This window comes from Erwinia phyllosphaerae (assembly GCF_019132875.1).
Taxonomy (GTDB): domain Bacteria; phylum Pseudomonadota; class Gammaproteobacteria; order Enterobacterales; family Enterobacteriaceae; genus Erwinia; species Erwinia phyllosphaerae.
Genome location: NZ_JAHSPF010000001.1, coordinates 163,734 through 177,545, shown reverse-complemented (window position 1 = coordinate 177,545; position 13,812 = coordinate 163,734). Strand labels below are relative to the sequence as shown.

The 13,812-nt window shown below is 54.0% G+C and carries 12 protein-coding genes; 2 read left to right on the top strand and 10 right to left on the bottom strand.

Going from position 1 to position 13,812, the window contains the following annotated elements:
• Window positions 1–80: 80 nt before the first annotated feature.
• Window positions 81–1,433: a cation:proton antiporter gene (locus KUE00_RS00870; protein WP_246757610.1), complete on the bottom strand. Its 1,353-nt coding sequence runs from the start codon at window positions 1,431–1,433 to the stop codon at window positions 81–83.
• Between the two features lie 361 nt (window positions 1,434–1,794).
• Between KUE00_RS00870 and hemB the strand changes: the two genes are divergently transcribed.
• Complete coding sequence (gene hemB / locus KUE00_RS00865) at window positions 1,795–2,772, top strand: porphobilinogen synthase (RefSeq protein WP_246757609.1); 978 nt, start codon at window positions 1,795–1,797, stop codon at window positions 2,770–2,772.
• A 49-nt stretch (window positions 2,773–2,821) separates the two neighbouring features.
• Here hemB and umuC read toward each other — a convergent pair whose 3' ends face one another.
• The 9 genes from umuC to KUE00_RS00820 form a co-directional block, all read right to left on the bottom strand.
• On the bottom strand, window positions 2,822–4,084 hold the full coding sequence (umuC, locus tag KUE00_RS00860; protein WP_246758058.1) for a translesion error-prone DNA polymerase V subunit UmuC: 1,263 nt from the start codon (window positions 4,082–4,084) through the stop codon (window positions 2,822–2,824).
• A gap of 111 nt (window positions 4,085–4,195) precedes the next feature.
• Entirely contained in the window at window positions 4,196–4,636 is a 441-nt protein-coding gene (gene umuD / locus KUE00_RS00855) for a translesion error-prone DNA polymerase V autoproteolytic subunit (RefSeq protein ID WP_246757608.1), read from the bottom strand.
• 418 nt (window positions 4,637–5,054) lie between these two features.
• Entirely contained in the window at window positions 5,055–6,128 is a 1,074-nt protein-coding gene (locus KUE00_RS00850) for a porin (RefSeq protein WP_281434427.1), read from the bottom strand.
• An 82-nt stretch (window positions 6,129–6,210) separates the two neighbouring features.
• Entirely contained in the window at window positions 6,211–6,867 is a 657-nt protein-coding gene (locus KUE00_RS00845; RefSeq protein WP_246757607.1) for a flavin reductase family protein, read from the bottom strand.
• A gap of 1 nt (window position 6,868) precedes the next feature.
• On the bottom strand, window positions 6,869–8,290 hold the full coding sequence (locus KUE00_RS00840) for a M24 family metallopeptidase (protein WP_246757606.1): 1,422 nt from the start codon (window positions 8,288–8,290) through the stop codon (window positions 6,869–6,871).
• A 24-nt stretch (window positions 8,291–8,314) separates the two neighbouring features.
• Entirely contained in the window at window positions 8,315–9,139 is an 825-nt protein-coding gene (locus KUE00_RS00835) for an ABC transporter permease (RefSeq protein ID WP_246757605.1), read from the bottom strand.
• A complete protein-coding gene (locus tag KUE00_RS00830) occupies window positions 9,132–9,959 on the bottom strand; it encodes an ABC transporter permease (RefSeq protein WP_246757604.1) in 828 nt (275 codons plus the stop codon). Before KUE00_RS00830 ends, KUE00_RS00835 begins: the two co-directional genes overlap by 8 nt.
• 9 nt (window positions 9,960–9,968) lie before the next feature.
• Window positions 9,969–11,018 carry an ABC transporter substrate-binding protein gene (locus KUE00_RS00825; RefSeq protein WP_246757603.1) on the bottom strand — a complete coding sequence of 350 codons (1,050 nt, stop codon included), beginning with the start codon at window positions 11,016–11,018 and terminating at the stop codon, window positions 9,969–9,971.
• Window positions 11,019–11,040: 22 nt separating this feature from the next.
• Window positions 11,041–12,147, bottom strand: a complete 1,107-nt coding sequence (locus KUE00_RS00820) for an ABC transporter ATP-binding protein (RefSeq protein WP_246757602.1) — start codon at window positions 12,145–12,147, stop codon at window positions 11,041–11,043.
• 523 nt (window positions 12,148–12,670) lie between these two features.
• Here KUE00_RS00820 and KUE00_RS00815 point away from each other — a divergent pair.
• The gene (locus KUE00_RS00815) at window positions 12,671–13,774 is read left to right on the top strand and encodes a sugar phosphate isomerase/epimerase family protein (RefSeq protein WP_246757601.1); all 1,104 of its coding nucleotides are present in this window, start codon (window positions 12,671–12,673) and stop codon (window positions 13,772–13,774) included.
• Window positions 13,775–13,812: the final 38 nt, after the last annotated feature.

The following is a 13,812-nucleotide window of genomic DNA, read 5'->3' as shown; positions in this document are numbered from 1 at the left end:
ACCCGCTCTCCAGAACAGCAATAGATCCCCTCGCTTTGAGGCTAGCATAAATCCTGGATTGAGCAGGTTGATGGTCAAAGCTACTCCCGCTCTTTTTGCTGCCGGGCGGCTATCCGCGCCTGACGCCAGTTCAGCAACGGCGTCACCGAAATACCGTGCAGAATGACGCTGGCCACGATCAGCGTAAAGGCGATATTCGCCATCCGCGTCATCTCCGGGCCAGCGACGCCATGCGTATAGGCCCAGGCAATATAGTTAATACTGCCGATACCGCGAATGCCCAGCCAGCCGATAATCAGCTTTTGCTGCCAGGGAACCTTAATGCCCGTGGTGCCCAGCCAGACCGCTACCGGACGCACCACGATAAAAAGCACCGCCGCCATCACCAGGCCCAACGGATCCCAGTGCTGCGCCAGCGTCACGCCCAGCACGATGATAATGCCTGCGGCAAACAGGCGTTCTACCGTATCGCCAAAGGAGAGGGCGTCGCCAACTACCAGGCCAACGGAGCGCGCCGGATCGGGTTTAAAAGAGTCATGGCGAATATGCGGATTAACCAGCAGTTCAGCGGGTGGCCGATGTTCGCTGTCGTCGAAAGCATCGGCAGGCTGGCGGCTGATTACCCGCACCTCCGCGCGGCGCAGGCCGACACCGGCTGCAAACGCGGCCAGAAAGCCGGAGGCATCCAGCGTCTGGGCAGCGGCATAGCTTAGCGCAATCAGCGCCAGCGCCAGAAAGTCGTTGGGAGCAACGTCCTGATGCGCGTGGCGTAAGTGCGTTACGTATTGTCCGACAAAGCGACCAAGAACAAAGCCGATCCCCAGCCCGCCCACGATGGCCCACAGCACATCTTTTAGCGCCCAGTGGGTGAGCAATTCTGCCGACAGCGGCTGCTGCGTGGTCAACAGCGTCACGGCCAGGATCAGCAGCGGCAGGGCCGTGCCGTCGTTCATTCCCGCCTCGCTGGAGAGCGAAACGCGCAGGTTATCGTCATCGCGCGCGTCGTTAACGGAAATCAGGCTGGCGAGTACCGGATCGGTTGGCGCCACAATGGCGCTAAAGGCCAGCGCGTAAGGCCACGACAGGCCAGCCAGGTAGTGGGCGGCCAGCGACATGCCCGCCACGGTCAGCAGCATTCCCGGAAACGCCAGCCGCAGCCCGAGCCGCCAGCCCGGATTACGCAGCGGCAGACGCAGCTTCAGGCCGGTAATAAACAGGGAAGCCGCCATTGCGATTTCGGTCAGGTGCGCGGTCAAGACGCTGTGGGCGGCAATATCAATATGCAGCAGATCCAGTACCCACGGGCCGCAAATCACGCCCGCTATCAGATAAAGGGTGAACGTGGTGAGCGGACCACGGTTAATCCAGCCCGATGCCAGCGACATCAACAGTAAAAGCGCGCCGGTAGCGGCGGTCCAGCTTAGAAATCCCATCTTTACTCCTTTGCAGTCACTGGCTTAATTATGGACGTTAAAAAAGAATCGGGCTGGATATCTGTTTGAAAAGGCAAATTTTTACCAGGGATGCGGTTAAGGCTGGCCTTATCCCCAGCAAAAAAGCCCGCTGGTCTGAAAAATAACGCTATCGCGGGCGATGAGAAAGATCGGGCGAGAAGACGGGTGAAAAGGGAAGCCGATGGCAAAGGCAGCGGGCAGGAGAAAGCCAGGCATTCTGTGCCGTTAGCCAGGGCAGGAAGATGACAGACATTGTCAGAAAGCGCCTGTAGGTATACTGTTAACAGACTTCTCCGGCGGTGCCGCTTTGCCGCTGACCATCTGTTAAACCGAGGTTGTTTTGTCCAGTCTATCCCCAAACCTTCGCCCAAGACGTTTGCGTCAGACCCCATCTTTCCGCTCGCTGTTTCAGGAATCTTCGCTCAGCATCAACGATCTGGCGCTGCCAATCTTTGTTGAAGAAGAGCTGGATGACTATAAGGCTATCCAGGCGATGCCTGGCGTGATGCGCATTCCCGAAAAGCGTCTGGCCTATGAGATTGAGCGTATCGCCAAAGCGGGCATCCGTTCCGTAATGACCTTTGGTATCTCTCATCATACCGATGCCGACGGCAGCGACACCTGGCAGGAAAACGGTCTGGTTTCGCGCATGGCGCGCATCTGTAAAGATGCAGTACCGGAAATGATCGTCATGTCCGACACCTGTTTTTGCGAATACACCACGCACGGCCACTGTGGCGTACTGCACGACCACGGCGTGGATAACGATGCAACGCTGGTGAACCTGGGCAGACAAGCCGTTGCCGCCGCGCGCGCCGGTGCAGACTTTATTGCGCCTTCTGCGGCGATGGACGGGCAGGTGGCGGCAATCCGCCACGCGCTGGATGAAGCGGGCTTTACCGATACGGCGATCATGTCTTACTCCACCAAGTTTGCCTCTTCCTTCTACGGCCCTTTCCGCGAAGCGGCGGGCACCTCGCTGAAGGGCGATCGCAAAACCTACCAGATGAACCCAATGAACCGTCGCGAAGCGATTCGCGAATCGTTAATCGATCAGGCGGAAGGTGCGGATGCGCTGATGGTGAAGCCGGCGGGCGCCTATCTGGATATTATTCGTGACGTGCGCGAGCGCAGCGAACTTCCGCTGGCGGCTTACCAGGTTAGCGGCGAATACGCGATGCTGAAGTTTGCCGCGCAGGCTGGCGCTATTAACGAGCAGGACGTGGTGCTGGAAAGCCTGGGCGCCATCAAGCGCGCCGGTGCCGATCTGATCTTCAGCTATTATGCGCTGGAGCTGGCCGAAAAAAATCTGCTGTAGCAGCATGGAGAGGGGCAGGCTGTCGCCCGGCTGAACGGGCAATAGCCTCTCACCTCGCTACGGGCATATCGCTGTAGCGCGTTGTCCAGGCGGGAGAGAGCATCTCCCGCTTCATTGACCAGCTTTTCTCAATGCCCTGTCCGGCGAACCAGATTTTGCCCTTGCCGGACTGGTTCAGCGTATCAATTACCTTCATCAACGCCACGCTGTTCGCCAGCGGTTTTTCTTCGGCAAACAGGTCGTACTGCGCCACGCCTTCGCTATAAAAGTCACTGAGCATCACGCCCGCTTTCAGATAGCGTTCGCCTTCGCGCCAGATGCGGTCAAGCGCTTCGGTCGCTACGCGAATAATGTCGCGCGTATCGTTTGAAGGCAGCAGCAGTCGGCCGGAAGCCTGATTGTTATAGCCGCTGGCGTTGCTGTCATACGGGCTGGTGCGGATAAACACGCTGATAAAGCGGCAGTACTGTTTTTCACCGCGCAGCTTTTCCGCCGCGCGCTCTGCCCAGGCGCAGATGGCCTGGTGCATATCGCTATAGTCCGTAATACGGTGACCAAAAGAACGGCTGCACACAATTTGCTGTTTGGTGGGCGTAAGCTCTTCTATTACCAGGCAGGATTCACCGCGCAGCTCGCGCACCGTTCTTTCCATCACCACGCTAAAATGTTTTTTGATGGTGGGCACGGAGCTGTCGGCCAGATGCAGCGCGTTTTTAATCCCCATCAGCTGTAGCCGTTTACCGACGCGACGACCAATGCCCCAGACTTCTTCAACAGGCACCAGCGGCAGCAGCTTGCGCTGACGGGCGGGATCGGACAGATCGACCACGCCGCCCGTCTTGCGCCACTTTTTTGCGGCGTAGTTGGCAAGCTTGGCCAGCGTCTTGGTGGGCGCAATACCGACGCCTACCGTCAGCCCGGTGGCCTGTAAGATCGTCTGCTGAATTTCACGGCCAAACTCTTCCAGCGCGATGCAGTTGCTGACGCCGGTTAGATCGATAAAGGCTTCATCGATAGAGTAACGTTCTACAGAGGGGGCCAGCTCGTCGAGAAGGGTCATTACGCGGTGGCTGAGATCGGCATAGAGCGCGTAGTTAGAACTAAAAACCTGCACCTGCATCCGTTGCAAATCATCTTTAATTTTAAAGTAGGGCTCGGCCATTTTAATACCCAGCGCCTTTGCTTCCGCTGAACGCGAAATAATACAGCCGTCGTTATTAGAGACGACAACGACCGGCCTGTTTTTTAAATCCGGCCGGAAAACCTTCTCGCAGGAAGTATAAAAGTTGTTCACATCAACCAGAGCAAACATAGTCATAGCCCAAATCAAGCCAGAGCGCGGCGGTTATCCTTGCGGTAAAGAGCCCGTCAGCCAGCGCGGACTCTTTATCGGGAAAGCTAAAAACAGTGATTCAGCGAGCCGTTACGTAAAACTCTCGCGGCTGTTTTTTGTAGATTTCAGAATAAAAGTGACCACGCCGAAGATCTCCAGCTCTTCCGCATTGTGAAACTCGACGGGAGAATAGTGGCGATTGCGCGGCACCAGCTGCAAGCAGGGACGGGTACGCAGTTCCTTAACGGTAAATTCGCCCGCTACCGCCGCCACCACAATATCGCCATGCGTCGCCGACAGTGCCCGATCCACCACCAGCAAATCGTCGTGGCCGATACCGGCCTCAATCATCGAGTCGCCGCTGACCTTAATAAAATAGGTGGCGCTGGGATGACGGATCACCAGCTTATTCAGATCCAGCCGGTCCTCAATGTAATCCTGGGCCGGACTGGGAAAGCCGCAGGGGACGCGCTCAATAAAAAGCGGCAAAAAAAGGTCGTCCATAATTTCAGCAGGAAAAATCGGCTGCATAATAGTTATTCCAGATTAGCTGTATATACATACAGTATCGCCGAACGCGGTGAGCAATCAAGACGCTAAACTGAATTTTTATAAAACTTGCTGATCTTGCAGCGTTTTTAATTTTATTTGAGCGCCGGGCTTATTTTAGTCAAGGCAGAAAACAGGCGGTTAATTTAGCCGCAATCAGGCAGAGGATAAAAAGGAATTAGCGCGAAAGATAAATTCTGCTTAGCTTTTTTATGCTGATCAAGACGCCATGTGACTATTACAGCGGCAGCGAAAGATCGGGCGATGGCTAAAACCGCCCGATAAAAATGCTTTTTCCCGGCGGTATGCTATGTTTTTACGCCTCGAAAAATCAGTGCCGCATGCTGTTTTGCCAGCTTGCCTGGATCGGACTGCCCCAGGACTATCACTGGCAGCTCTGTCAAAACTGATAAACCAGCCCAAGCGCCAGCACGTCATCGGTAGCCAGTCCCAGCGGGTTATCCTTTCTCAGGAGGTTTACTTTGTACTCTCCAAACGCCACCATATTTTTATTGAAGTAATAAGAGGCACCTGCGGCGATATAGTTAATAATGTCTGTATCGCCGATACCTTCAATATCTTCTCCTCTGGAGGATACATAAGCCAGAGAAGGACGAAAACCGTTGGTAAATTGATATTGCGCCACGATTTCCAGGTTTTTCGCCTGATTGGCGAAGCCACCGCTCACCGGGATGGCGTTCTGGCTGACATCATAGACGGCGGCCAGATAGATGCTGTTTGCGTCGTATTTTAAACCCGCCGCATAATGCTGCGCTTTATCGCCTTTGCCTCTGCTCAGGCTATTCTGCGCTTCGGTGCGATCCAGACTGGCGAGGGATCCTACTACACTCACACCTGAGTCAAAGGAATAGGACATCGATAGTGCATAGCCATCGCCGTTGGAGCGCGTCACTGCACCGCTGTCGCCAGTGCGATCGTTCTTACCTTCGTACTGGGCGGCAACGTTTAGTCCCTTGAGCAGGCCAAAGAAATCGTTGTTACGCCAGGTCAGCAGTCCTGTAGACCTGCCGATGAGAAATACATCATTGTAATCGGAGTCGCTGCCGAAATACGGCAGCATATCGGTATAGCTCATTACGTCATACACAAGGCCAAAGTTGCGGCCATAGTCTATTGACCCTAGCTCACCGTACTTTACTCCGGCATAGCCAAGGCGGGTGGCGTTGCCATTTTGTGCATCACTGCCTTCAGCGTTATGCAGGCTATACTGGTAGGACCAGGTGCCGTAGCCGGTAAGCTGGCTGGATATCTGCGTCATACCGCTAAACCCGCCCTGAAGATTTGAAGAGACGTCGCCATCATTGTTCGCATCATCAGAAATAGAGTGAGAAACTTTAATTCGACCGATAAGCTCCAGCCTGTTGCCATCTTTATTATATATCTCTGCGCCGTGCGCCGGACACAGGAAAGCCAGCAGTGGCATTGCTGCCATTGCAAATGAACGCCTCATCATTATTATTTACCCTGTCTGAATATAATTATTTTCCCATAAGAGGGAGTTTATATATAAGCCATTGCCTGACGGGCGACACCCGCTATTTAATTAACTGACTTTCCTTCCACTGTTCTTTGGTTAATGTTTTCACGTCAAACTGTTCACGCGTGCGGCAGTAGGTATTTCCGCCCATACGGCCTATAGCGTCCATCAACTGCTGATCGATATGCAGGTTTTCCGGATTGATCGCATCGCTTCTGATGTACACGCCGATGACCTCGCCTAAGATAATTTCACGCGCCGCCCCAACCTGAAGCGTGGTGTGACGCCGACACTCCAGCGCTGCCGGAGCGGCCAGAATTCGTGGGCTGCCTACCATTCTCCCTGGCGTAGTTTCCAGCCCGGCAACGTCAAGCTCATTTACCTCCGGGCCAAATTTGATGGCGCAGATTTCCATCTGGCTGACCAGCGCATCATCAACAATATGAACAGTAAATTCGCCGGTTTCACGAATATTGCGGGCGGTGTCTTTAAAGCGCATGTCGTCATAATTTTCCACGCCGATGGCCACAATCGCCGGAGCGTGCGTCAATACGTTAAAAAAGCTGAACGGGCCCGCATTGGGCACGCCTTCTTTACTGACTGTGGTGACCAGTGCGACAGGGCGAGGGATGACGGTGCCAATCAAAATTTTGTAACGTTCGCGCTCGGTTAACGCAGAAAAATCAAAATAAGTGTGTGGGATAGCGGGGTTCATTTCAGGCTCCGGAAGCAATACGGTGAGTTTCAAGTGGTGTATGGTGGCTGAGATTTTCAAATCCATCATGGGTCACAACATAGCAATCACCGATGTTACAGCCAGCCGAAAGCGGTTCCAGCCACTGGGTATGCAGCACAAATACCATGCCTTCTTCCAGCCGATCGTAGTTGTGCGAGGAAATGTTAAAGCTGTTCTGTCCCCCCGCCATGCCGACCGAGTGGCCGAGGTTGGGGTTATGAGGCCCGTGAGTTGCCGGATATACATGCATCAGCTTGCGGCCTTGTGCCTCCCAGTCGAGATCGCGCACATACTGTTGTGGGATCAGACGTGCGCTGCCGTCAGGCATTGGAGACCAGTTGTAAGGCATACTTCGCGCCTCTGGCGAAATGAGCAGGCCTTGCTCAATCATTGATTCAAAGGCGGCGTTGTTGATATCGCACATCAGCGCACCGGGCCTGATCAGACGCTCAGCCCGCTTCACGCCCTCGGTACAGGCTGCCAACACTTTTTCCTGGCGTTCGGTAATCTCGCCAACCGCAATCATTCGGGCTGTCTGCGCGGTGTAGCCGCGCCAGGTAACATTGGAGATATATAAATTGATCAAATCACCGGGGCGAACGACGTGTCCGTAAGGCTTGCCGCAATGGGTGCCGAATTCATTAATGCCAATCTGATAGCCGTCACCGGTTTCGCCACCAAACGCCATTTGTGCAGCGGTAAATGCGGCAAAAATCTCATGATCCGTCACGCCTGGTTTAGTAACGTGCCAGGCTGCCTGGGTGCCGATGCCGATCAGCTGAGCCGCCGCACGGAACATTTCGATTTCGCGCGGCGAACGCACTTTCTGTAAGCGGTCGAGGATTGGGTTGTCGCTAATAAATTTGCACCCCGGCAGCATCGATTCCAGCCCGGCCCAGAAGGTCAGGGCAGTCCGGTCACCGATTATCCCGATTTGCGCTTTCTTCATGCCAAAGCCAGTGAGGATTTCGCTGCATTTTTCCGCCGTTTTAAGCACTGAGTCACCGGGCCTGTCGGCGTACTCACGGCCAATCGGCCCAATCTGCCAGATATCGTTAACCAACAGCGGTTCGCCAGCGGGGGGAAGCAGCACGGACTGAGTAAAGAAAGAGAGTAGCGTCAATGGTTTATCGACATCGGTCGGGATAATTAATACTCCTTCGCGCATCCAGTCACAGAGGTAGCGCAGATAGTGGTTGGAAGCATGAAACCAGCCGACGCTGCCGGTATGAACAACCAGCGCATCGTGCCCGGCTTCAACCGCTGAACGGCGAACGCGGCGCAAACGCTCCTCAAACTCTTCCGGCGGCAACGGTAACGGGGCTGAGAAGTTAAAATCGGGCTGAAAATCGGCCAGCAGAGAGCCAATGCGGTAGCCCGCGGCCTGAGGATGAGTATTCATAATAATTCCTTTTTATTCATTTGGTTATTGATTGTTCGGGCGAGGTGCCAATACGCGTCGGGCCACCAGTAGCCCCAGCAGCGTGATGGCGATCAGGATCCCGGAAATAGCCGCAACGCGGACATCCAGCGATTCCTCAATCAGCGCAAACATGCGCAGCGGCAGAACCGTGGTGCTGGCATCTGCCAGAAACAGCGTGACGGTGACGTTATCCAGTGACTGGATAAACACCAGAAATGCCCCGGCAAGAATGCCCGGCATCAGCAGCGGTAAAGTTACCCGTCGTAAAGTCATGAACCAGCTGGCGCCCATGGTAGTGGACGCTTCTGCCAACGAAGGGTTCACTCCCTGAGCCACCACCGAGGCGGCGCGATACATCAAGGGGCCAAACACCACTACGTGGCCCAGCACGGTCAGCCATAAAGAAGGAGCAAAGCCAAAAAAGTTCGCGACAATCAGCGCTGCCAGCCCATAGACCAGGCTCGGCAGCACCAACGGTGCCAGCAACAGTGGCTCAATCGCATTAACGCTTTTACGCTTCATCCGCGTCATGCCGATGGTTGCCGGTACCGCAAACAGCAGCGAGCCCAGTACCGCCAGTCCGGCAATTTTCAGTGAGTTCCATGCAGCAATGTGCTCAGTACCGGATTTGACCGGATCTAACAACGCTTCATACCAGCGAAGGGAGAAGCCTTCTGGTGGGTACTTCAGCGTTTGCCCGGCGGTAAAGGACATCATGATGGCGATGACAATCGGTGCGACCAGATAGATCAGACACAGCGTGCCAAAGCCAAACACGAACAGTTTATAAAGCAGCGCCGGGATCGGATTTTCTCGTTGTTCAGACATGGCCACTCAGTCTCCTGTGACGTGAAATCATGGTCAGTGCAACCAGCAGACAGCCGGTAGACACCAACAGCACCACCGCAATAGCTGAAGCCAGAGGCCAGTCAAACAGCGTGCCGACTTCGCGATAGATCAACTGAGGAACATATACATTGCGCGCGCCGCCAATTACCGCCTGGGTAACGAACGAGCTGCTGGTGCTGGCAAAGACCAGGATCCAGCCCGCCAGCAGCCCAGGAAGCATCAGCGGGAGCAATATAGTCAGCAGAATACGCCACGGCCCGGCCCCGGAAACCAGTGCGGCTTCGGTCAGCGACCAGGGCGTACGGGTCATAATGGCAATCAACGGCAAAACGATCAGGGGCAGATCGATCTGGCACATTGCCAGTACCAGTCCGGTTTCGGTAAACATCAGGCTGGTTGGCATGCCGGTGATCCCCAGCGCCATCAGTGCCTCGCTGATCGGTCCCTGGCGCCCCAGAATAACGATCCACGCAAAGGTTCTGACCACATTGCTGGTCAGCATTGGGATCAGCGTCAGGAAGATGACAATCTGCCGCACGTTTTTGCCGCTGTGCCAGTAAAGCAGCGCAATCGGCATGCCCAACAGCGTGGTGGCGATAACCGTTTCTATCCCCAGCCTGGCAGTGTTGATCAGCACGTGAAAGTTGAACGAATCGCCAAAAAATCGGATGTAGTGTTCCAGCGTCACGCCACTTTTAGCAAAGAAGCTGAACCCCACTAAAACAGCGAGCGGCGTTGCAAAGAACGCCACAAAAAGCAGTAGCATGGGCATAACATAGGGGAAGCCGCTCTGTTTCATAACCTCGCCTCACCCGGCTACAAGCGTGTCGAACTCGCGGATCCAGGCATCGCGATTCTGATTAATCGCCGCCCAGTCAGGATAAACCAGCGTTGGAAGCTGGGCGCGGGTAACATAGGCCGAAATAGCTGGCGTCAGCTCCACGTTTTTGTTGGTAGGGAACATTTCTGCCGGAGGCTGTTTGAACCGATCCTGCGCCGCCTGAGAAATGGCCGCATCCATATAGGCATAGACGGCGTCGGCGTTTTTGGTGCCTTTGACCATGTGAATATTGACTGGTGCGGCTGGAGAACCGGTTGTAGGATGCACAAATTCCGCGTTCATCCCCAGGCTCTTCAGACGTGCCACGTTGCTGGTACTGCACATAAACACGGCAATTTCCTGCTGCTGAAACAGCGTCATCTGATGGTTGGTGCTGTCGACAATGCTGGCCATTTGTTCAGGATGAGTTTTGAACAACCTGAACACCGCAGCCATATCATTCGGTCCGTTGCCATAAATTTTGGCAATTTCGGTGTAGGCCATTACGGCAGTGTTAGAAGCGAAACCGGTCCAGGAGACCAGCCCTTTATATTTCGGGTTATCAAACAGATCGGCATAGCCAGCCGGACGCGGAACAAGGTCAGGATTATAAGCAATCCCGTTGACTTCTACCGTCACGGTCGGGCCGTACTCGCCCTGGAAACTTTTGTCGAGCAGGTTCCAGTTTTTCAGTCGCAACGGGTCGATCTTCTCAATCAGATTATTTTTTACGGCGATGTCCATTTGGCCTGGCGACATCAACAAGGCATCGTAGGGCGGGTTGCCAGGGCTGGCCATCACTTTTGCCAGCTGATCCTGCGCCATCGCCGGAGCAATCGTCAGCCCAAACCCCTCTTTGCTCATTATCGGCGTCAGCACGCTGCGGTAGGCATCCTCCCAGTTGCCAGGGAAAGTGGCCGCAACGGCTGACTGTTGGCTGGTAGCCATCGCCCGAAGAGAAAGAGGCAGCAGGGAGGCTGCTGCCGCGCCCACTAGAAATTGACCGAACCGACGACGACTGATTTCAAAGTCTTTCATGTTGTTCACCTCTGGTTGTAATTTACGGTTGTGGTTCAGCCGGAAAGGCGTGACAGCGAGAAGTATCGATTTCAGCAAAAAGCTGTGAGCCGGGAAGGGGGATGGAGGTGCCGGGCCCACGAACCTGTGAGGCACGTAAACCGTTGCCACAGTCCAGGGTGAGCTCGTGAACAAGTACCGGCCCAAGCGGCACCGACACAGTTAACCTTACCGGCTGGCGATTTTCGCCGGGCAGATCGAACAAAATCACCTCTTCAGGTCTGAAGGTAATGACCACCTTCGAGCCGAGGGTAAAATTAAGCCTGCGTGGCAGACGAAGGGTTTTATTATCCGCCAGGCCAATCAGCGTCGTGTCGTTCTCAAAGCGCAGCACCTTACCCGGCAGCTGGTTGGTCTGGCCGATAAAGGTATTCACGAAAAGTGATTTTGGACGGTCGTAAACCGCCATCGGTGTATCAATCTGCTCAATATTGCCTTTGTTCATCAGTACCAGGCGGTTGGCGAGACTTTGAGCTTCCTCCTGATCGTGCGTCACAATCAGGGTGGTAATGCCCAGACTCTTTTGCAGATGCAGCAACTCGACCTGGAGATCGAAGCGCAGCGCACGGTCAAGTGCACCTAAAGGCTCGTCAAGCAGTAACAGCGAAGGCCGACCGGCAATAGCGCGCGCCACTGCAACACGCTGCTGCTGTCCCCCTGAAAGTTCACGGGGAAGGCGGTTGCCGTATTCGCCTAAGCGAACCAGCTCCAGCATCTCCCTGACGCGTAACTTACGCTCAGCGCGAGAGATATGTTGACAGGCCAGCGGATAGGCAATGTTCTCGGCCACTGTCAAATGCGGAAACAGCGCATAGTTCTGAAAAACCATCCCAATGCCGCGCGCTCTGGCTGAGACGGTGGCCAGGTTTTGGTTGCCCAGCTCAATTTTCCCGGCTTTAGGCTGGATAAGTCCGGCAATGGCGCGCAGGACGGTCGATTTTCCGCAGCCGCTGGGGCCAAGCAGAGCAACAATTTCGCCTGGCTCAATGGTGAAGGCAATATCGCTAATCGCATTATTGCCGCCGTAGCTATGGGTAAGACCCTGGACGCTTAGCCGCTTACGTTCTGATGTTTTGGGCATAGTTGACATAGTGCTTTCCTGGTGCTGAGACGCTAAACGAAAAATCTGCGGGCAGATGACGAAAAAATTGCAAAGCACATGCCAATAAAACGCTGCGGGTTAAAAAAATGTGTAACCCCTTGAAATAAAAATGCTTTCCTTTTTTATAAGTATTCGCAAATACTTTCGTAAGTTTGTGATACTTAGGTTTAGAAACATAATGGTTAAAGTTAATTTCTTTTTTGGTGCGAGAGATTCATCAATTTGGTGCAAATATCGACCGATACAGAGAGGGCTGGAGCGGAAAGCTCGTGATGAAGGTAAAGCCTTCATCCGGGATATCTGGCTGAAAGCCTTATGTGACAGGGGTTAAAGCAAATAACTCTTAAAGCATAAGTATTTAAAGATAAAATTATCTACATTAAAATTTATATAAAAATATTTTTTATTAAATTATTTTATAATAAATACAGTATGTTGACAGGGTTTGCTTTACGCCTGGCATACCGCTTGCAAAGCAACATGAACACTCTTTGTAAAAAGGAATCACGTTGTGAGATTAGGCATTGATGGTTTAAAGCTTCCTGAAGCGAAAAAGCGCGGCCCGTTGGCAAGTCTTGACCACGTCACCGAACTGGGTTTGAGCGGGATCTTCTTCAGTACTTTGTTGGAGATGAGTCCCACCCTGGACGTCGGTGAGCTACGGGAGATTCGGGCCAAAGCCGACGGGCTGGGGCTCTATCTGGAAAGCGGGCTGGGCAAAATCAACCCTTATTGCAGCGCCGAATCGCCGGAACTGCGTGATGCTGGTAACGGCGATATTATTGCAGGGCTAACCCGCATGATCGAAGCTGGCGCTGAGATTGGCTGCAAAGAGTTGTGGGTATCTCCAGGAAATTTTAAGGCCGCTTATCCTGGCCGGCTGGCAGTCGATCGCTTTCGTACCGATGTAACGTGGGATGAGCAACTGTTGGCGATGGAAAAGGTACTGCTTAAACTGGCCCCGGCAGCAAGGGCTAACGGCGTGCATATGAATATCGAGACGCATGATGAGATAACATCGTTTGAGATTTTGCGGCTGATTGAAGCGGTTGGAGAAGACTGCCTAGGAGTAGTGCTGGATACCGCTAATATGTTGCAGCGCGGTGAACATCCGGTATGGGCTGCTAAACGTCTGGCTCCCTGGGTTCGGCAGACGCATATAAAAGATGCCTACATTGGCCGGGCGCCTGGCGGCCTCGATTTCCAGCCGCGACCTTGTGGCACCGGCATCGTAGATTTTTCTGCCGTGCTCAGCCTGCTGGCCAGATGTAACCCGCAGCTGAATCTCTCGCTGGAGATTGCCCAGTCATCGGCAGATAAACCGCGTAAAGCAAACCCACGCCAGTGTATTCAGATTGACGATCCTGTCTGGCGGGCAGGGCATCCAGACCTGACCCCTGAGGAGTTGGAAGCCTATTTCGCCATGCTGGATATATATCAACAGCGAGTCGTAGCGGGCGAGGTAGCAGACTGGGAAAGCTTTGAGTCCGCCAACTACGGTTATCCCGGCTACGAGCAGCAAGCCTATGGCTTTAGCCAGGCTGTCGGCTTTATTCAGCAGTCTGCTGCTCATATCCGGGCGCTCTGTGCCGGGCAGGGCATCATTCTAAATTAAGCAGTTGCGCAGGGATTGTATTATGGCGATAGTAAAGC